Raw genomic sequence first — 19,574 nt, forward strand, 5'->3', positions numbered from 1 at the left:
CTGATCCCTAGTCTTTAGAAAGAATAATTAAATGTCTTTGCGCATCTAATTTTGGTACTTCCAAGGTGATTTTTTGCTCGAACTTAACACCTGCTGGTAAAGATTCTAGCTCTTCACTTGGAAATACGCCTTTTAAGGCAATAAACTTACCTGAATGATCAATCAAGTGCGAACACCAGTCAACCATATCTTGTAAAGATGCAAAAGCACGACTCAATACACCATCTAATTTAACACTTGGTTGATAATCTTCAACTCTAGACTGCACTGGGGTTACATTTTTCAGACCTAGCTCATGTTTTACCTGCATTAAAAAACGCACGCGTTTACCTAAACTATCTAATAAAATAAATTGTGTCTCAGGTAATGCAATAGCTAATACGATACCCGGAAGACCAGGACCCGTACCAACATCAATATAATGATGACCGGGTAGGTGAGGTGCAACAACTAAGCTATCCATAATATGCTTAATCATCATATCCTCAGGTAAACGCACTGAGGTTAAATTATAAGCTTTGTTCCATTTGTTGAGTAACTCAACATATTGAACCAATTGTTGCTGCTGTTTTTCAGTTAGCGCAATATCAGTTTGCGCTAACAAAGTAGTTAATTGTTGCTGTAACACAGTATTCCTTAATGACTACGCAATTTTACGTAGTAAGCCTTGCTTCTTCAGATAAACTAATAATAGCGAAATAGCAGCAGGCGTGATACCTGAAATACGTGATGCTTGACCGATTGTATCAGGACGCGCCTCAGTTAATTTAGCAACCACTTCATTTGATAGACCCGATACGATCGAGTAATCATAATCTTTAGGCAAAATAGTTAACTCATGACGAAGTTGCTTATTGATCTCTTCTTGCTGACGAGCAATATAACCTGCGTACTTAGTGTGGATCTCAACTTGCTCTAACGCTGTTGCATGATCAAACTCAGATCCTAACCCTTCGATCGCCATTAGATCGTTATAACGGATCTCAGGGCGACGTAATAATTCTTCTAAACTTGCTTCTCGGGTTAATGGTGTTTTAAGTAAGCCATTAACTTGATCAATTACAGCGTGATCTTTATGGATCCAAGTTTCTTTGATCCGTTGAGATTCTTTTGCAATGATATCCATTTTTTCATTAAATGCTTGCCAGCGTTCATCGTTAACTAAACCAAGTTCACGACCTTTTGCTGTTAAACGAATATCAGCGTTGTCTTCACGTAGTAACAAACGGTATTCAGCACGACTAGTAAACATACGGTACGGTTCTTTGGTACCTAGTGTAGTTAAATCGTCGATTAATACACCGACATAAGCTTCATCACGGCGCGGTGTCCAAGGCTCTTTACCTTGTACTTGCAATGCTGCATTCATACCGGCAATTAAGCCTTGTGCACCGGCTTCTTCATAGCCTGTAGTGCCATTGATCTGTCCAGCAAAGAACAAACCATCAATAAATTTGGTCTCTAATGATTTCTTTAAATCGCGTGGATCAAAAAAGTCGTACTCGATAGCATAGCCTGGACGGCAAATATGTGCATTTTCAAAGCCAGTGATTGATTGCACAATCTCTAATTGCACATCAAATGGCAAACTAGTTGAAATACCATTTGGATAAAGCTCATAAGATGTTAGGCCTTCAGGCTCAACAAAAATTTGATGTTTGTCTTTATCTGCAAAACGAACAATTTTATCTTCAATAGAAGGACAGTAACGTGGACCAATCCCTTCAATAACACCTGAGTACATAGGTGAACGATGTAAATTATTGCGGATCACATCATGAGTTTTTTCATTGGTGTATGTGATGAAGCAAGAAATTTGTTGTGGATGATCTAATTGCTTACCCATAAATGAAAACACCGGTGTTATAGCATCACCAGGTTGTTGTTCCATTTTACTAAAATCAACTGTACGGGCATCAATACGTGGTGGCGTTCCAGTTTTTAAGCGATCAACACGAAATGGTAATTCACGTAAACGATTTGCTAATGCAATTGAAGGTGGATCACCAGCGCGACCACCTTTGAAGTTTTCTAAGCCTATGTGAATTTGGCCACCAAGGAAAGTGCCTACGGTTAATACTACTGAAGGTGCGCTAAAACGCAGTCCCATTTGAGTAACAACACCTGTTACTTTATTATTTTCAACAATCAGATCATCACATGATTGCTGAAAGATCTTCAGGTTATCTTGGTGTTGTAAAATATCTTGAATAGCAGCTTTATATAAAGCGCGATCTGCTTGTGCACGAGTAGCTCTTACTGCAGGTCCCTTTGAAGAATTTAAAGTACGGAATTGGATACCGCCTTTATCAATTGCTTGGGCCATTGCACCACCTAGTGCATCAATTTCTTTAACCAAATGACCTTTGCCAATACCACCAATTGCTGGATTACATGACATCTGACCAAGGGTATCCATATTATGAGTCAGCAGTAGGGTATTCATACCCATACGTGCAGCAGCTAACGCAGCTTCTGTACCTGCATGTCCACCACCAACAACAATAACATCAAAATTTTCGTGAAAAATCATTTCGGGATCCTACTTAATCAACCAGCAAACTTTCAAGGGGGAGCGTATTCTACCTATAAATTTACAGAAGATAAATGATTAAACTGTGGCCAAGATCTAAGTAAATGATCTCTAATAATATAAAGGATCTTTTAAAGAGATCTTTTATTACTGTTACTACTACTGAGCATGATTTCTGTTGATAAGGTTTAGTTTACTTATTAAAACATAAAGTTAGATCGGATCTAAAGGTGTTAATATGATCGGATCTAACTGATTATAAGCTCTGATCAAAAAGGCTCTTTATGCACAAGGGGTATTGGATCAGATCTTATCCAATGGATAACATAGTCTTAAAACGCAGTTAGATCATAGCTTATCCACAATCTGATCTAAATACTCAGTAAATTGTGGGTAACTTTAAATTTGGATCTAAACTGTGATCTTAATTAAATACGGTTTATTTGCTCGATCCAGCTTGGTAACCAAGCTAATGCGGTGTCTTCTGGTAGTTCTTCATCAAGAATATTCAACTCTAAGCGCTCTGCTATACAGTGCGCGCCTTTACTTACTAAAAGTTGTTCTAGATTACGGCCTGCGAGGTTATAGGTATCATAACTGGTGTCACCTAAACCAATAACACTAAACTTTAATCCTTTTAAATCATTAACTTGATTAATATCTTCAACAAAGGATAAAAGGTTCTCAGGATAATCACCAGCACCATAAGTAGAAGTACACAATAACCAGATAGTATTTTCTTGGTTTATCTGTGAAAAGTTAGGTTGATCATGAACTTCTGTAGTGATCCCTTGAGTAACTAACTGCTCTGCTAGTTGCTCACCTACATACTCAGCAGATCCCATTTGGCTGCCTATAATGATATTAACGGAGTTCATAATTCTATTTGATCACACAACGGCTTACTTATAGGCTTATGATAACTGAGTTTACTCAGCAGTAAAGCCTTGAATGGAAGTTTGTATAAGTATTTAAGGTACAATTTTTGATGTTTTTTATTTTAAATTCGTAATCATTTGATATGTATAAATAAAATAAATTATTCCAATATGTAATCTTCTGATCAAGCTGTTGATAAAAAGTGGGAAAGCTGGGTAGTAAAAACATAAGATCTTATTTTTATTTTACTAAGCTATTGATTTTATGTTTTATGAGTGGTGAATTTTCGTTTCATTAAGAGTTTTAAAACGAGTGATCAGAATGTGGATAGATCGCCTGTTGATAACGATCGTTTTGGCTATAAATTAATTTATGAAATGCCAAAAAATATTTCAAGTAGGGTGCTAAATAAGTAATTAATGGCAATTAAAGTTGATTTAGTGGGTTTATTGCTCGATTTATACTGTTTGAGCTAATAAATTGAGTACTTTTTATATGCCTCTAAGTTAAAAATGATCAAAAAAGCCCAAATTGTGGATAACAATTTGAGCTTGTGCTGATCAATTTCTAAATTAGTTGCTATTTTTATCACTAATTATGATTTTAATTTTGTATAAATAGCTTTTAAAACTCCGATTAGAATAAATGATCGCTACTTTTTGTGCTATTTAAAGTACTGCTAGCGGTAAAAATATAGGCTTTTGTGGCATCAAATAGTGCATTGCCAAGCGTATATCTTTGTACGCCATGTGCAAATAATGAGCTGCTATTACTACTATTATCGCAAAGAAAATCACTTTTTAATGGCTGTGCCATCACGTTAAGTGGCACCTTAAGTGTCGTTGTTATTTGCTTTATTGCTGTTAAATCGGATAATCCAGGGATAAAAATACCATCAACGCCAGCGTCTTGATAAGCCAAAGATCGAGTTATTACATGTTCAAGAGAAGCCATATTTTGGCTGTAGCAATCAGTTCTAGCATTGATAAATAGCTGTGAAAAACCATACTTTTTAAGAGTGTTTTTAATCGCTTTAAGGATCTCTACTTGGTGTTCTAGGGAGCGTAACTGAGCTGTTTTTTTATCTGAATCCTCAATATTAATACCGACAGCACCTAATTTGGCTACGGCCAAAACATGCTGACAAATAGTGTTTACGTCATTACTGTAACCTGATTCAATATCCACGGAAACAGCAATATTAACAGCATCGATTATTGGTTTTAGCTGACTTATAAACTCCTCAAATGAGCATTGTTCGCCATCTTCTTGACCTCTAGATTGGGCCATCCCCCAACTTGTTGTGGCGATAGCAGCAAAACCAGCATCAGCTAATATACGAGCGCTTAATGGATCCCACGCATTTGGTAATAAAAATAATTGGTCTTGTTTATGTAATTGATGAAAGGTTTGGTATTTATTCATAATGATCTCAAAAGTGAATTTCATTATGACTATAAAAAGATTACGGTGACTACGCTGGCCAAGTTCGGCACTGAACGTAAATTTTAAGCTCGTTGTAAAAACCTAAAAGGCAGTGATAGCGACGGATAATTTAGAGCGGTTGGTTAAATAACGACTTGTATTTTTTATTGAATACAGCTAATACCAATCGTGTAAAGTTACTGACCATTTATAGCGACAGATAAATACAGTGATAACAAGGCGTAAATTTTGACATGTAGTTGTTCTAATTGAAAAAATTATAACGCAGTTAGCGCTTTATGTAGCTCGCTAGAATGGTTAAATATTTAAGTCGATTGGTATAATAATATACTGGTTTTTGAAGGGGATTAAGAGTGCTTATATAAGCACCCTTAGTTTTTAATTATTTACCGATACAAAATGAGCTGAAAATTTTGCCAAGTAGATCGTCAGAGGTAAATTCACCGGTGATCTCGTTTAAGTAGTTTTGTGTTAAACGTAGTTCTTCAGCTAGGATCTCACCGGCAATATGCATCTCTAATTGGTCTTTGCCAGTTTGTAAATGATGAGCTGCGCTATCGAGTGCATCCAAGTGACGACGACGGGCCATAAAGCCGCCTTCGGTAGCTCCCTGAAAACCTATACATGCCTTTAAGTGAGTACGAACTAACTCTATACCATCAGCATTTTTAGCACTTAAGCTGATCACTGGATATTGCTGGTTTTCGCTCATACCGACTTCGTCACCCGATAAATCGGCTTTATTTCGGATCACGGTTACGCCCATACCGGCAGGTAGTTTGGCCATAAACTCTGGCCAAATAGCATGTGGGTCAGTGTCTTTGGTATCAGTGCCATCAAGCATAAACAACACGCGGTCGGCTTGTTTTATTTCATCCCATGCGCGTTCAATGCCTATTTGCTCAACGCGGTCTGGGCTTTCGCGCAGGCCTGCAGTATCTATAATATGTAGCGGCATGCCATCAATGTGAATGTGTTCTCGTAGTACGTCACGGGTGGTGCCGGCAATTTCAGTAACAATAGCGGCTTCACGCCCTGCAAGTGCATTTAGTAAACTAGATTTGCCTGCGTTAGGGCGCCCAGCAATCACCACGCGCATACCTTCACGCATAATGCTGCCTTGTTTTGCTTGATTGGTCACATTGCTTAGCTGGGTGATAATGGCATTTAGATCACCAGAGACTTTACCGTCAGATAAAAAGTCTATTTCCTCATCGGGAAAATCAATGGCCGCTTCAACGTACATACGCAAGTGAATGACTTTTTCAACTAAGGTATCAATGTGCTTAGAGAACTCGCCCTGGAGTGATTGTAAGGCGCTTTTGGCTGCTTGTTCTGAAGTGGCATTAATTAAGTCAGCAATTGCTTCTGCTTGGGTTAAGTCCATTTTGTCGTTCATAAAGGCGCGCTCAGAAAACTCGCCTGGCTTTGCTAATCGTACACCTTCAATTTGGCTAATTTCTTTAAGTAGCATATCCAGTACTACAGGACCGCCATGGCCTTGTAGTTCAAGTACATCTTCGCCAGTGAAAGAGTTTGGCCCGGCAAAATAAATAGCAATACCTTGATCAAGTTGCTCGCCAGCAAGACTGTTAAATGGCACGTAATCGGCGTAACGCACCTTAGGGCAACGACCAATAATCTGTTCGGCGACGGTTTTTACTAAACTGCCAGAAACGCGAATAATACCAACGCCACCACGACCAGGTGCGGTTGCTTGTGCTGCAATTGTGTCTTGATTGATCATGCTAATAGTTTGCCAACTTAAAGAGTAATGGTATGGGCGTATTGTAACCTATGCAGTTATGACTGGCGAATAGCGGGCAATAAAAAAGGCGACCAATGGTCGCCTTAATTTAAGTAACTGAGCAAATTAGCCCCTGACTTTTATTCCTTGCTTTTCCATACCGCGATAGATGATCAGCATCTGTGCGATAGAGATAAGGTTTGATACTAACCAGTAAAGTACTAGACCAGATGGGAACCAAAGGAAGAACACTGAGAAGATAACCGGCATAAAGGTCATCATCTTTTGTTGCATCGGATCAGTTACCGTCATTGGTTGTAGCTTCTGAGTAATAAACATACTGGCACCAAATAAGATTGGTAGTACGTAGTATGGGTCTTTCGCAGATAAGTCAGTTAACCAAAAAATAAACTCAGCATGACGCAGTTCTGTTGATTCTAAGAATACATAAAATAGCGCTAAGAAAATTGGCATTTGCAGCAAAATAGGGAAACAGCCACCCATAGGGTTTACTTTCTCTTTGCGGTACATTTCCATGGTTGCTTGGCCGAATTTTTGACGGTCATCACCAAACTTTTCTTTTAATGCAGCCATTTTAGGCTGTAGGGCACGCATCTTAGCCATTGACGTATATTGCGCTTTGGTAAGTGGGTACATTGCTGATTTAACAATCACAGTAATGGCGATAATTGCCACACCCCAGTTACCTAGTATGCTATGTAGCCATTTTAATAGTATAAATAACGGCTGTGAGATAAACCATAACCAACCGTAATCGACAGTTAAATCTAAGTTCGGATGAATAGCTTCAAGTATATCCGACTCTTTCGGGCCCATATAGTAAGTTGCACCAAGAGTTGCTTGTTGGTTTGCTTGTACATTTATCGGCTCACCTTTAGCACCAATAATTGCTGCGTTGCCTTTAGCAATTAAGCTGTAAAGGGTATTTTGCTGTTCTTGCGAAGGAACCCACGCACTTACAAAGTAGTGCTGAATAAAAGCAATATAACCACCTTGGGTATTTATGCTAAGGTTTTTGTCGGCCATATCAGAAAAGCTATATTTCTCGTACTTTTCCTCAGCTGAACCATAGGCAGCACCTAAGTAGTTTTGGTCAACTAAGCTGCCTTTATCTTGTACTGTGCGTTTTACTTGTGTATACAGCTGTACTTGAATTGGCTCTGCGGTGGTGTTATTTACTGAGTATTCTAAAGCAACATCGTATTGACCTTTTTTGAATACATACGTTTTAGTAAAACTAACACCTTTGCTATCAGTAAATGTAAGTGGTACGCGAAGTTCGTCACCTGTTAAAGCAAATGTTTTTTGCTCCGTGTGATAAACCGGGCGACCTTCTGCAGATGCATCTGGGCCATTTAAGCCTATTAAACCACTCTGAGAGAAGTATTGTTTACCATCAAACTCACCAAGTAACATATAAGGCGTTTCGCTACCTTTTGTTTCTTCGTATTGCAGTAAGTCAGCTTCAACAATATCACCACCACGGGTGTCAATTTTAACTTTGAATACGTCAGTCGTAATTTCAATAACTGAACGTTTCGCGGTTGTTGCTGCAGTAGGTAATTCACCATCGGTTGATGATGGAACATAATCATCAGAGTCAGGGGAATTAGTTTGTAGTGTTTGTGTGTTGGCACTAGGATCGACTTTTGGTGCGTTGTAGTCTTTATTCCACTCTTGGAACAATAAAAACGATACAAGCATCAGGCCGATGAATAAAAACGTGCGTTGCGATTCCATAACAGCTCTTATTTCTCGTGTTGGTGGTTAATATGGGTTAATTTTTCAGGTACGGGATCATCCCCACCTGAATGTAAAGGATGACATTTTAATATGCGTTTAACCGCTAACCAACTCCCTTTTACAGATCCATGCAAATTAATTGCTTGAATAGCATAACTAGAGCAGGTTGGATTAAAGCGACAATGCGGACCTAACAGCGGACTAATCCACTTTTGATAACCACGAATTAATAACACTAAACAGCGCTTAGGAAAAGCAACAAGTGGTTTTAGTAACCTCATGATGTTCAAGCCTCTGCGTAATATTTAGTGAATGGATACCATGAATTTAAACGCCCAAAATGGAATTTTAAATGCATGATTAAAAGGTGAGCTAAAGATACCTTAATTAACCATGTAATTCTATTGCTATTGGCTCTGTTTATTGGATTTAGCCGATTTGTTGGGGCGTTTTTTAAACGGCGGTGGTTTTGGTGCACCAGGTTTACAGCGTTCGTTAATCTTGCGCCATAATTTAGTGAGTTGTTTAGTTAGCTCTTCATTTGACTGTTCATCAATACCACTTTTAACCATCAGCACAATATCGACATTATCAATAGTGTGTTGGTTTAAACGAAAACTTTCGCGAGCAAGACGTTTAATACGGTTTCGTTGGCAAGCTTTTTTAACCCGTTTTTTAGCGACAGTGAGTCCTAAGCGAGGTTTTGCTTGGTCATTGGGTTTTGCTAATAAGGTAAAGAAAGGAGTTGCGGCCCGAGCGGGTTCATTAAAGATGCGAGAGTAATGCGAGGGAGTTAACAGACGTAACTCCCTGCCAAAGTTAAAGTCTTCCACTTATATATTAAGCAGAAAGAACTTTGCGGCCTTTAGCGCGGCGACGAGCTAATACTTTACGGCCATTTACAGTTGCCATGCGAGCACGGAAACCGTGTGCACGTTTGCGTTTTAAAACGCTAGGTTGAAAAGTTCTTTTCATAACAATTCCATCCGATCGGTTAAAGGTTAAAACATCCTATGCAGGTCGCGATCCTGGCACAGGTGCCATTGCGAGCGCGAGATATTATCGATGAAGTGCCTTAAAGTCAACCATAATCGCATTTATAATAGAGGGGTGATAATAGATCTGTTGGCAGGATCTGCTAGGATCCTTATATTAAAGAAGTTTTCCACAGGCTCTGTATAAAAAGTGCATAAAAGCTTGGGGTAAGTAAAATAGATCACATAATTTGATCGCGATCCAAGCCCTTTTTTGCTATGATCATACTTTGAAGTTAAAAATAATTGCTATTAAAAATCAACGTCTTGCTTGTTTTTTTTAGCCAGATCATATTTTTCAAAAAAATCAATCTTGTACTTGTGGATAAAGTGCATTCATAATACTCGGTCTTGGGTTAATAAATTGCCTAAATAATAGTAATAAATGTATGATTTCCGGCCACTAAAGATGACCGGGAATAAATACTAAGTCTTTGGGAGTTTAACTGTGTATCTGTCGGTTTGGCAAAGTTGTTTATATGTATTGCAAGATGAACTGCCTTCGCAGCAGTTCAGTATGTGGGTAAGACCACTACAAGCAGAAAGTACCGAAGATACCCTGACGATTTATGCACCTAATCGCTTTGTGCTTGATTGGGTAAGAGAAAAGTACTTAAACCGAATTAATGAATTACTTGTTGAGATTTGTAAGGATGAAGCGCCAGAGTTACGCTTTGATGTAGGTAGTAAGCCAATCCACAATGCGCAAGTGATCGCGCCTGCAACAACTGGCTCTGCGACCCCGATGAATCAGCCGGCGGCAAAGCAGCAACCAAAAGCAGCTAAAGCTGTGGTTGAGCCTGCTCCTAAGTCTGGTTACAAATCAAACATTAAAGAAAACTACACCTTTGATAGTTTTGTTGAAGGTAAATCTAACCAGTTAGCAAAAGCTGCTGCGACGCAAGTTGCGGATAATCCTGGTGCAGCCTTTAACCCGGTATTTATATATGGTGGAACGGGTTTAGGTAAAACGCATTTATTACATGCGGTTGGCAATGGTATTATGGCAAATAAGCCAGATGCAAAAATTGTTTATATGCACTCCGAACGCTTTGTGCAAGATATGGTTAAAGCCCTGCAAAATAATGCTATTGAAGAATTTAAGCGTTATTACCGCAGTGTTGATGCTTTAATGATCGATGATATTCAGTTTTTTGCTAACAAAGAACGCTCTCAAGAAGAATTCTTTCATACTTTCAATGCATTACTTGAAGGTAACCAACAAATTATTTTAACCTCAGATCGTTATCCAAAAGAGATTGAAGGGGTTGAAGATCGCCTTAAATCACGTTTTGGTTGGGGTTTAACCATCGCGATTGAGCCGCCAGAGCTTGAAACGCGAGTGGCTATTTTGATGAAAAAAGCCCAGCAGAGTAAAATAAATTTACCTCACGAAGTGGCCTTTTTTATCGCTAAAAAATTACGTTCAAATGTGCGTGAGTTAGAGGGCGCGCTTAATCGTGTGATTGCTAATGCAAACTTTACTGGTCGACCAATTTCGATCGACTTTGTAAAAGAAGCATTACGTGACTTGCTCGCTTTGCAGGACAAACTGGTCACGATAGACAATATTCAACGTACGGTTGCTGAATATTATCGTATTCGCGTCTCAGACCTGCTATCTAAGCGCCGCAGCCGCTCTATCGCAAGACCTCGTCAAGTTGCTATGGCATTGTCTAAAGAACTTACCAATCACAGCTTACCTGAGATTGGTGATGCCTTTGGTGGCCGCGACCACACTACAGTATTGCATGCGTGCAGAAAGATTAAATCACTACGTGATGAAAGCCACGAAGTGAAAGAAGATTATCAAAACCTAATAAGAACATTGTCATCTTAGGGCTGACTTTATTATGCAAATAACTATATCAAGAGAACAATTTTTAAAACCTTTGGTGCAAGTATCTGGCGCAATTGAGCGCAAGCATACCTTGCCTATCTTATCTAACGTTTTGTTAGAGGTTGAAAATGGCGAACTTTCAATGACAGGCACAGACCTTGAAATTGAACTTGTCGCAAAGGTTTTTGTTGGCGATGATACCGCTGATGCAAAATTGACTTTGCCAGCTAAAAAATTACTCGATATTTGTAAAAGTCTGCCAGACGGTTCAGATTTAACGTTGAGCAGTCAAGATCACCAACTATTACTGACCAGTGGAAAAAGCCGCTTTTCATTAACTACACTCGCTGCGGAAGACTTTCCTAATCTTGAGCAGTGGGATGGTGAAGTTGAATTTCAACTAACGCGCTTAGAACTGCGAAAGTTACTTGAAAGCACCCACTTTTCGATGGCCAATCAAGACGTACGCTATTACTTAAATGGTATGTCGTTTGAAGTAGATAATACTGATATAAAAACAGTGGCTACTGATGGTCACCGTTTAGCAATTGCGCAAAAACAATTAACGCAATCGTTAAACACTCAACGTCAGCTAATAATTCCGCGTAAAGGCGTACAAGAAATTATGCGTCTAATGGTTGCTGATGATGAGTTGGTGACAATTCAATTTGGTGCAAACCATATTCGTATTTTAGATACAGAGTTTACTTTTACGAGTAAATTAGTTGATGGGCGTTTTCCTGATTACCGCCGAGTATTGCCACGTGGTGGTGATAAAGTTATTACCGCAAATCGTGAATGGTTACGCAGTGCGTTTCAACGGGTATCTATTTTATCGAACGAGAAGTTTAGAGGTGTACGGTTAAACTTATCGAACGGACTATTAAAAATTACCGCCAACAACCCAGAGCAAGAGCAAGCTGAGGAAGTGGTTGAAGTAAGCTATCAAGGTGATGACTTAGAAATTGGCTTTAACGTATCGTATGTTTTAGATGTATTAAATACATTAAAAACAGAAGACGTTTTATTTACGCTTGCTGATTCAAATAGTAGTGCATTGATAGAAGGTGCTGGCGATGAAGAAGCCATGTACGTTGTTATGCCAATGCGCTTATAAGGCACTATGAGTTTAAGTCATTTGAGCCTCAATAATTTTCGGAATATTGAGGCGCTCACTGTAGAGCCAGTGAATGGTATTAACATAATTTATGGTGAAAATGGCAGTGGCAAAACCAGCCTTCTTGAGGCTATTTATTACCTTTCTCATGGCAAGTCTTTCCGCACCCCAAAACACAAAAGTATCATTACGCACCATAAAGAAAAATTCACCATTCATGGTCGTAAATCACTTTATAACTTATCAATTCCAATCGGTATTAGTAAGACTTTAAGTGGTGAGACAGAATTAAAAATACAGGGTAAGTCTAGTCGTCGAGTGTCTGAACTTGCCCAATTAATGCCAGTACAAGTGATCACCCCAGAAAGCTATTCGTTGTTTTTTGGAGGTCCAAAAGAGCGCCGAAAATTTTTAGATTTAGGATTGTTCCACGTGGAACAAGACTTTTTTTATTTGTGGCAATCTTTCAATAAAGTATTAAAGCAACGTAATGCATTATTGAAAAGTAAGCCTAAGAATTATTTTGATCAAATCAAGTTTTGGGATAAAGAATTTGTTAGACTGGCAGACCAAATAAATAATTTACGAATTGCGTATATAAGTAGGTTTAAGCAGCAATTTTTTGATAAAATGTGTGCAGAATTAACGCTTATACGCGATTTAGAAATAAGTTTTTATGCTGGTTGGAAAGAAAATGAATCTCTAGCCGACGCTCTCGAACAAAGCTTTGAGCGTGATAGTCGCCAAGGTTTTACAAATAAAGGGCCGCATAAAGCTGATTTCAGTTTTAGTGTCGCTGGCAATAGTGTGGAAAACACCTTTTCACGCGGTCAATTGAAGCTATTGCTTTATGCGTTAAAAGTAACGCAAAATAGTTTGATTGAGTCAGAGACAGAAAAGCAATCAATATTGCTAATAGATGATCTACCTTCAGAGTTAGGGGAAGATACGAAAGAGAAAGTAGGACAGTTATTGTCGCACTGTAGCTCTCAAATATTTATCTCTACAATTCAATCTGAAAGTATTTCTGCTGTGGTGGAACCCATGCAACGAGAACTACAAATGTTCCACGTGAAACATGGCAACCTAATAACAAGATAAGTGGGATTAACCATGTCTGAGAATTACGATTCGTCGAGTATTAAAGTACTAAAAGGATTAGACGCAGTAAGAAAGCGTCCTGGAATGTATATAGGGGACACCGATGATGGCACAGGCTTACACCATATGGTGTTTGAGGTCGTTGATAACTCTATCGATGAAGCCTTAGCAGGTCACTGTGATGACATCTATGTCACAATTCATTTAGATGGTTCTGTCTCTGTTCGAGATAACGGCCGTGGTATTCCAACTTCAATTCATGAAGAAGAAGGCGTGTCAGCTGCTGAAGTAATTATGACTGTACTACATGCTGGTGGTAAGTTTGATGATAACTCATATAAAGTATCAGGCGGCTTACACGGTGTTGGTGTTTCAGTAGTAAATGCGCTTTCAGAAAAATTAAAGCTAACGGTTCGTCGTGAAGGCAAGCTACATGAGCAATTTTACACTATGGGTGTTCCTGATGCGCCACTAGCTGTAATTGGCGAATCAGAAACCACAGGTACTGAACTTCGTTTTTGGCCAAGTGGTGAGACTTTCACAAACTTAGATTTCCATTACGATATTTTAGCTAAGCGCTTACGCGAGTTATCATTCCTGAATTCAGGTGTGAGTATTATTTTAAATGATGAACGCGAAGAAAATAAAACTGACCACTTTAAATATGAAGGGGGTATTCGTGCCTTCGTTGAGTATTTAAACCGTAACAAAACACCTATTCATAAAGGTGTATTCCACTTTACTCATGAACGTGAAGAAGATGGTATTAGCGTTGAAGTATCAATGCAGTGGAATGATGCTTACCAAGAAAACATTTACTGTTTTACAAACAACATTCCACAACGTGATGGTGGTACTCACTTAGCCGGTTTTAGATCTGCGCTAACTCGTACACTTAACAACTATATGGAAAAAGAAGGCTTTAACAAAAAAGCTAAAACAACCAGTAATGCAACAGGCGATGATGCCCGTGAAGGCTTAACTGCAGTTGTTAGTGTTAAAGTTCCTGATCCTAAGTTCTCATCACAAACCAAAGATAAGCTAGTTTCAAGCGAAGTTAAATCAGCTGTAGAACAGGCAATGGCTGAGAAATTCACTGAATTCTTATTAGAAAATCCAGTAGACGCAAAAATAGTTGTTGGTAAAATCATTGATGCTTCTCGTGCTCGTGAAGCGGCGCGTAAAGCCCGTGAAATGACTCGTCGTAAAGGCGCAATGGACTTAGCAGGTTTACCTGGTAAGTTAGCGGATTGCCAAGAAAAAGATCCAGCCCTGTCTGAACTATATATAGTGGAAGGGGACTCTGCTGGCGGATCAGCCAAGCAGGGTCGTAACCGTAAGAATCAAGCGATTCTTCCGCTTAAAGGTAAAATACTAAACGTAGAGAAAGCGCGTTTTGATAAGATGTTATCTTCACAAGAAGTTGCCACGTTAATTACAGCCCTTGGTTGTGGTATTGGCCGCGATGAGTATAACCCTGAAAAATTACGCTATCACCGCATCATTATCATGACCGATGCTGACGTCGATGGTTCGCACATTCGTACGTTACTGTTGACCTTTTTCTACCGTCAAATGCCAGAAATCGTTGAACGTGGTTATATCTATATTGCTCAACCACCACTTTATAAAGTGAAAAAAGGTAAACAAGAGCGCTATATTAAAGATGATCCAGCACTTGTCGAATACCTAACTTCATTAGCATTAAATGGTGCCTCACTTTATACCGGTGCTGATGCATCTGCACTTGAAGGTGAAGCTTTAGAGGCTATCGTTCATGATTATCAAAACACCGTTAAAGTTATTGAGCGCTTAAAACGTAAATACCCGAATACGGTTATGGAACGTTTGATCTATCAAACAGAGCTAAACGAAGCTGATTTAGCCGATGAAGCTAAAGTAATCGAGTGGACCAAAACGTTAGTCGATGACTTAGTCGCACGTGATGAAGATGCAACTATCTTCGCTGCTGCAACAGAGCATGATACTGAGCGTAACTTATATTACCCAGTTATCAATATTCGCCAACACGGTGTTGATAAGGCACACGTACTGAGCCATGATTTTATCTCTTCACGTGATTATAAACGCATCGCAGTAACTGGTACTAACATTGCCAATATCTTAAGTGAAGGTGCTTATATTCAACGTGGAGAGAAAACACTAGCTGTTGATAACTTTGTGGATGCATTGGAATGGTTGATCGCAGAATCTAAGCGTGGGCTATATATCCAGCGCTATAAAGGGCTAGGTGAGATGAATCCAAGTCAGCTGTGGGAAACTACCATGGATCCTTCAGCGCGTCGCATGTTACAAGTAACCATTGAAGATGCTGTTGGTGCAGACCAATTATTCGCAACCTTGATGGGTGACCAAGTTGAGCCGCGTCGTGAGTTTATCGAAACTAACGCACTACGTGTAGTTAACTTAGACGTATAATTAAATTATGGTAATCACAAAAAAGGAGCCTTAGGCTCCTTTTTTATTTTCTCAATTGCACAAACTGCTTAAAACATGACTACGCACAAGGTATACTGAAGGTAATTTTCACGCTACATCACAGCAGATACTAAAAGCCAAATATGCAAAAATATGACGTTAAAACCTTTCAAGGTTTGATCCTGGCTTTACAGGATTACTGGGCACAGCAAGGCTGTGTCATTATTCAGCCACTTGATATGGAAGTTGGTGCAGGCACATTTCATCCGCAAACATTTTTAAAGTCTATTGGTCCTGAACCAATGTCGAGCGCGTATGTGCAACCATGTCGTCGTCCTACCGATGGCCGTTATGGTGAGAATCCAAATCGCCTGCAACATTACTACCAGTTCCAAGTCGTATTAAAACCATCACCAGATAACATCCAGGAGCTATATTTAGGCTCATTAGCGGCTGTTGGCATTGATACCCTTACTGACGAAGTACGCTTCGTTGAAGACAACTGGGAATCACCTACGCTAGGCGCATGGGGTCTTGGTTGGGAGATCTGGTTAAACGGTATGGAAGTAACCCAGTTTACCTACTTCCAACAAGTAGGGGGCTTAGAGTGCTCTCCTGTTACTGGTGAGATCACTTATGGTCTTGAGCGTTTAGCTATGTACATTCAAGGCGTAGATAGCATCTACGATCTAGTATGGGCTGATGGCCCAATGGGCCGTGTTACTTACGGTGATGTATTCCATCAGAACGAAGTTGAGCAATCAACTTATAACTTTGAGCATGCAAATGTTGAAGATTTATTTGCCCAGTTTGATAAATGCGAAGCTGAGAGCCAAAAGCTAATTGAAGCAAGCTTACCATTACCTGCTTATGAGCAAGTAATGAAAGCATCACACGCATTTAACTTATTGGATGCACGTCACGCTATTTCGGTGACAGAGCGCCAACGTTATATCTTGCGCGTTCGTGCATTATCTAAAGCGTGTGCACAAAGTTATTATGACAAACGCGAAGCGCTTGGTTTCCCGTTGTGTAAGGATAAGTAAGCATGTCAGCACAAAATTTATTAGTAGAAATTGGCACCGAAGAGTTGCCACCAAAATCATTGCGTAAACTTGCCGAAGCATTTGCTGCAAATCTAACTGCAGAGCTTGAGAGCCTAGAGCTTAATCACCAAGGCGTAAGCTGGTATGCATCTCCTCGTCGCTTAGGTTTACAAGTAACAGCACTTGAAGCTCAGCAACAAGACAAAGAAGTAGAAAAACGTGGTCCAGCAACGAAGGCTGCATTTGATGCCGATGGCAAGCCGACCAAAGCTGCAATGGGTTGGGCTCGTGGTTGTGGTATTGAAGTAAGTGAAGCGCAAACACTCGAGACCGATAAAGGTGCATGGTTGTTACACATTGCTAAAGTAGCAGGCAAAGAAACCACAGCCTTGATGGCTGATGCGGTAAATAAAGCGTTAGCTAAACTTCCGATTCCTAAACCAATGCGTTGGGGGGCGAATAAAACACAATTTATTCGTCCTGTTCATACCGCAACTATTTTATTTGGCGATCAGCTAATTGAAGGCGAAGTCCTTGGTAAAGCAGTGGGTAACCAACTGCAAGGCCATCGTTTTCATCATCCAGAAAAAATCACAATCAAACACGCTGATGATGTTTTTGAGGTGCTTAAGTCTGCACATGTTGTTGCTGATTACCAGCAGCGTAAAGCACAAATTCGTAGCCAAATCGAAGCTGCAGCAACAGCCGTTAATGCAGTAGTAGCTATGGATGAAGATTTACTTGAAGAAGTAACTTCATTGGTTGAATGGCCAGTAACTCTTACTGCAACATTTGAAGAAGCGTTTTTAGATGTACCAGCCGAAGCGCTGATCTACACTATGAAAGACGATCAAAAATACTTCCCATTACTTGATCAAGACGGCAAGCTACTTAATAAGTTTTTGTTTGTTTCAAACATCGAAAGTAAAAACCCAAGCGTAGTTATTGCTGGTAACGAGAAAGTAGTGCGCCCGCGTTTAGCTGACGCGCAGTTCTTCTTTGAAACAGATAAAAAGAAAACTCTTGAAAGCCGTTTAGAGTCACTTAATAGCGTATTGTTCCAACAGCAATTAGGTACGCTTAAAGATAAGTCAGAGCGTATTAGTGAACTTGCTGGTTACATTGCTGAGCAATTAGGTGCCGATAAAACACTTGCTAAGCGTGCTGGTTTATTAAGTAAAACCGATCTAATGACCGAAATGGTAATGGAGTTTACTGACGTACAAGGTGTGATGGGGATGCACTATGCACGCCATGACGGTGAAGCCGAAGATGTTGCCATTGCCCAAAACGAGCAATACATGCCGCGTTTTGCCGGTGATAATTTACCTACAAACTTAATTAGCTGCGCGGTAGCGATTGCCGATAAGTTCGATACACTAGTAGGTATTTTTGGTATTGGCCAAGCACCAAAAGGTGATAAAGATCCGTTTGCGCTTCGTCGTGCAGCCATTGGTGCGCTGCGTATCATGGTAGAAAAAGAACTACCACTTGATATTTTAGATCTAGTCGCAAAATCACAAACCCTGTTTGGCGATAAGCTAACTAACTTAAATGTATCAGCCGATGTATTTGAATTTATGCTAGGGCGCTTCCGCGCTTGGTATCAAGACGAAGGCATTGAAGTAGACGTTATTCAAGCAGTACTAGTGCGTCGCCCAACTAAGCCTGTTGATTTTGACCGTCGTGTTAAAGCGGTTAGTCACTTCCGTACATTAGACGCCGCAGAAGCGCTTGCAGCAGCTAATAAACGGGTAAGTAATATTCTGGCTAAAAATGATATTACAACGCAAGGCACTGTTGACGAGAGCTTATTAAACGATGATGCCGAAAAGGCATTAGCGGCACAAGTTGCTAAGTTTGCCACTGAATTAGCGCCGTTATACGCCGCTGGCGACTATCAAGAAGCGCTTGCCCAGCTTGCTGGTATTCGTGAAAGTGTTGATAACTTCTTCGACAACGTGATGGTAATGGCAGACGATGAGGCCGTTAAGCAAAACCGTTTAGCATTACTAAGTCAACTGAGTGGTCTATTTTTAGATATTGCTGATATTTCTGTATTACAGAAATAAATTCAGCTTCGCTTAAAAAGCCAGCAGCTATGCTGGCTTTTTAGTATTAGAGGGAATACCTATGAAACGTATATTAACAGTGGCTCTAGTTACTTTATTGAGTGCTTGTTCGAGCCAAATACAAATGCCAGATCTTAGCGATGTACTGCCAGGCCAAGAACTTGACCGTACAATGTACCTCCGCGGCGACTTCAATTTATGGGATGCAGAAAAGCAATATGAATTTACTCAAGTCGCGCCTGCGCTTTATCAAGCACAAGTAAAGTTTTCAACACCGGGTAAAGTGTATGAATTTAAAATTGCCGATATGGATTGGAGCGCAGGTTATAATTGCGGATTCAGTGAACAAGATCCAACCGGTCAATCTCTGACGTTAGGGCAAAGCGTCAAAGCAGATTGCAATACTACCTATAATTACTTTAGCTTCACTCCTGCAATTAAAGGCAGCTACATCGTTAGTATCGATTATCATAATAACGATCAGCCAAAAGTAACAATAACAAAGAAGTGAGAGTAGAGATTTAGGTTTGAGTACACTGATTATATTTACAAAAGT

16 protein-coding genes are annotated in these 19,574 nt (G+C 39.7%); 7 read left to right on the forward strand and 9 right to left on the reverse strand.

Going from position 1 to position 19,574, the window contains the following annotated elements; genetic code table 11:
- Positions 1-7: 7 nt before the first annotated feature.
- The 9 genes from rsmG to rpmH all read right to left on the reverse strand — a co-directional run bounded on the left by rsmG (position 8) and on the right by rpmH (position 9,344).
- Positions 8-628, reverse strand: coding sequence for a 16S rRNA (guanine(527)-N(7))-methyltransferase RsmG (rsmG, locus tag H5186_RS17910; RefSeq protein WP_149983167.1), 621 nt, complete (start codon positions 626-628; stop codon positions 8-10).
- 15 nt (positions 629-643) lie between these two features.
- Entirely contained in the window at positions 644-2,533 is a 1,890-nt protein-coding gene (gene mnmG, locus H5186_RS17915) for a tRNA uridine-5-carboxymethylaminomethyl(34) synthesis enzyme MnmG (protein ID WP_145241701.1), read from the reverse strand.
- Positions 2,534-2,961: 428 nt separating this feature from the next.
- Positions 2,962-3,411, reverse strand: a complete 450-nt coding sequence (locus tag H5186_RS17920) for a flavodoxin domain-containing protein (protein WP_145241703.1) — start codon at positions 3,409-3,411, stop codon at positions 2,962-2,964.
- 637 nt (positions 3,412-4,048) lie between these two features.
- Entirely contained in the window at positions 4,049-4,837 is a 789-nt protein-coding gene (locus tag H5186_RS17925; protein ID WP_182761691.1) for an isocitrate lyase/phosphoenolpyruvate mutase family protein, read from the reverse strand.
- A gap of 403 nt (positions 4,838-5,240) precedes the next feature.
- Complete coding sequence (mnmE, locus tag H5186_RS17930; protein WP_145241707.1) at positions 5,241-6,605, reverse strand: tRNA uridine-5-carboxymethylaminomethyl(34) synthesis GTPase MnmE; 1,365 nt, start codon at positions 6,603-6,605, stop codon at positions 5,241-5,243.
- Between the two features lie 126 nt (positions 6,606-6,731).
- The gene (gene yidC, locus H5186_RS17935) at positions 6,732-8,366 is read right to left on the reverse strand and encodes a membrane protein insertase YidC (protein ID WP_182740441.1); all 1,635 of its coding nucleotides are present in this window, start codon (positions 8,364-8,366) and stop codon (positions 6,732-6,734) included.
- 8 nt (positions 8,367-8,374) lie between these two features.
- Complete coding sequence (gene yidD / locus H5186_RS17940) at positions 8,375-8,650, reverse strand: membrane protein insertion efficiency factor YidD (RefSeq protein WP_064668255.1); 276 nt, start codon at positions 8,648-8,650, stop codon at positions 8,375-8,377.
- 126 nt (positions 8,651-8,776) lie between these two features.
- Complete coding sequence (rnpA, locus tag H5186_RS17945; RefSeq protein ID WP_145241711.1) at positions 8,777-9,202, reverse strand: ribonuclease P protein component; 426 nt, start codon at positions 9,200-9,202, stop codon at positions 8,777-8,779.
- Between the two features lie 7 nt (positions 9,203-9,209).
- Positions 9,210-9,344 (reverse strand): 50S ribosomal protein L34, encoded by a 135-nt coding sequence (gene rpmH / locus H5186_RS17950; RefSeq protein WP_004335215.1) that lies wholly within the window; start codon positions 9,342-9,344, stop codon positions 9,210-9,212.
- Positions 9,345-9,851: 507 nt separating this feature from the next.
- Here rpmH and dnaA point away from each other — a divergent pair.
- The 7 genes from dnaA (at position 9,852) to H5186_RS17985 (ending at position 19,529) form a co-directional block, all read left to right on the forward strand.
- A complete protein-coding gene (gene dnaA, locus H5186_RS17955; RefSeq protein WP_145241713.1) occupies positions 9,852-11,243 on the forward strand; it encodes a chromosomal replication initiator protein DnaA in 1,392 nt (463 codons plus the stop codon).
- A gap of 13 nt (positions 11,244-11,256) precedes the next feature.
- On the forward strand, positions 11,257-12,360 hold the full coding sequence (gene dnaN / locus H5186_RS17960) for a DNA polymerase III subunit beta (protein WP_149983170.1): 1,104 nt from the start codon (positions 11,257-11,259) through the stop codon (positions 12,358-12,360).
- Between the two features lie 6 nt (positions 12,361-12,366).
- Positions 12,367-13,461 carry a DNA replication/repair protein RecF gene (gene recF / locus H5186_RS17965; protein WP_145241717.1) on the forward strand — a complete coding sequence of 365 codons (1,095 nt, stop codon included), beginning with the start codon at positions 12,367-12,369 and terminating at the stop codon, positions 13,459-13,461.
- 12 nt (positions 13,462-13,473) lie between these two features.
- Positions 13,474-15,900, forward strand: coding sequence for a DNA topoisomerase (ATP-hydrolyzing) subunit B (gyrB, locus tag H5186_RS17970; RefSeq protein WP_182794748.1), 2,427 nt, complete (start codon positions 13,474-13,476; stop codon positions 15,898-15,900).
- A 143-nt stretch (positions 15,901-16,043) separates the two neighbouring features.
- The gene (glyQ, locus tag H5186_RS17975) at positions 16,044-16,946 is read left to right on the forward strand and encodes a glycine--tRNA ligase subunit alpha (RefSeq protein WP_182718512.1); all 903 of its coding nucleotides are present in this window, start codon (positions 16,044-16,046) and stop codon (positions 16,944-16,946) included.
- Between the two features lie 2 nt (positions 16,947-16,948).
- Complete coding sequence (glyS, locus tag H5186_RS17980; RefSeq protein ID WP_182767839.1) at positions 16,949-19,018, forward strand: glycine--tRNA ligase subunit beta; 2,070 nt, start codon at positions 16,949-16,951, stop codon at positions 19,016-19,018.
- 61 nt (positions 19,019-19,079) lie between these two features.
- Positions 19,080-19,529, forward strand: coding sequence for a hypothetical protein (locus H5186_RS17985; protein WP_182718510.1), 450 nt, complete (start codon positions 19,080-19,082; stop codon positions 19,527-19,529).
- Positions 19,530-19,574: the final 45 nt, after the last annotated feature.

Origin of the sequence: Pseudoalteromonas sp. SG41-2, assembly GCF_014164535.1 — a bacterium.
In the GTDB taxonomy this organism is placed as follows: domain Bacteria; phylum Pseudomonadota; class Gammaproteobacteria; order Enterobacterales; family Alteromonadaceae; genus Pseudoalteromonas; species Pseudoalteromonas rhizosphaerae.